Source organism: Vibrio sp. 10N.239.312.C11, from assembly GCF_041466065.1.
Taxonomy (GTDB): domain Bacteria; phylum Pseudomonadota; class Gammaproteobacteria; order Enterobacterales; family Vibrionaceae; genus Vibrio; species Vibrio tasmaniensis_A.
Window position 1 is genome coordinate 1 of the sequence record NZ_JBFSRZ010000139.1, and the last position, 1,251, is coordinate 1,251.

Here is a 1,251-nt window from a genome sequence, read left to right on the forward strand (position 1 = left end):
TGGTCAAAGTCACGGTGGATGTCACCGGATCTTTATCAAAGTCACTTGACGTCACTACGATTGTTTTAACGATGTCTTCGTTGTTTGTATGAACTAAATCGCGATTGGGTTCAAAGCGCACGTCACCTTGCAGGGTGATAACTAGCGTCCCTTCGGTGAAATCAAACCGCTGCTCACCCGTATTAGATTGAACCAATGTCCTAAGTTGTCCGTCATAAACGAACTGAGTAATGGTCGCGCCATCAGCACTTTGAACTGGCATTACATCGACAGTGCCTGTCGACACCATTCCAGCATCCAAATCAGCAACCGTTGGTTCCGTAATGGTTAACGTTTGGTTTTGCATGCCTTGCACATCATCGCTGACCGTTACTTTCAGTGGCGACATTAATGAGTCATCACCGTCGCGGTCTACCGCGTAAACAGGTAAATTAAAGCTCAACTCATTATTCGCTTGGCCATCAGCATGATCTAACGCTTCAAGTAGAGTAAAGGTGTACTCACCCACCGTGCTACTTGAGAAGCTAATCGTAAAGACAGGAACTTCTGGGTTTGCTCCGTCTTTCACAAAGCCGATGTACGCTCCAGTAGTGTTTGGATCAGCTTTAAGCTCAACGACCAACCCATTCGATTTAAGTGTGTCGTTCGGGTTGAATTGAGCAGGATCGATACGGAAACTCGTCACATTATCGCTTTGATTAGTAAACTGAATAGTCTCGGTTTGACTCACAGGCACGGTGCTTGCTGCCGAGCCATCGGCAAGATTAGATTCTGATAGCGTAACGGTTGGAATAGTATTGATGATTGGAATATCACCATCAGTGATCGTCAAAGTCACGGTGGATGTCACCGGATCTTTATCAAAGTCACTTGACGTCACTACGATTGTTTTAACGATGTCTTCGTTGTTTGTATGAACTAAATCGCGATTGGGTTCAAAACGCACTTCACCTTGCAGGGTGATGACTAACGTCCCTTCAGTGAAACCAAACCGCTGCTCACCAGTATCTGTTTGAACCAATGTTCTAAGTTGTCCGTCATAAACGAACTGAGTGATTGTTGCACCATCTGCACTTTGCACTGGCATTACATCGACAGTGCCTGTCGACACCATTCCAGCATCCAAATCAGCAACCGTTGGTTCCGTAATGGTTAACGTTTGGTTTTGCATGCCTTGCACATCATCGCTGACCGTCACTTTCAGTGGCAACATTAATGAGTCATCACCGTCGCGGTCTACCGCGTAAACAG

Annotated in this window: 1 protein-coding gene; it reads right to left on the reverse strand. The window is 46.0% G+C overall.

The genetic code is table 11. The features are described 5' to 3' along the window. A partial coding sequence (locus AB6D07_RS22980; RefSeq protein WP_372140767.1) for a hypothetical protein occupies positions 1 to 1,251 on the reverse strand: 1,251 nt, incomplete at both ends.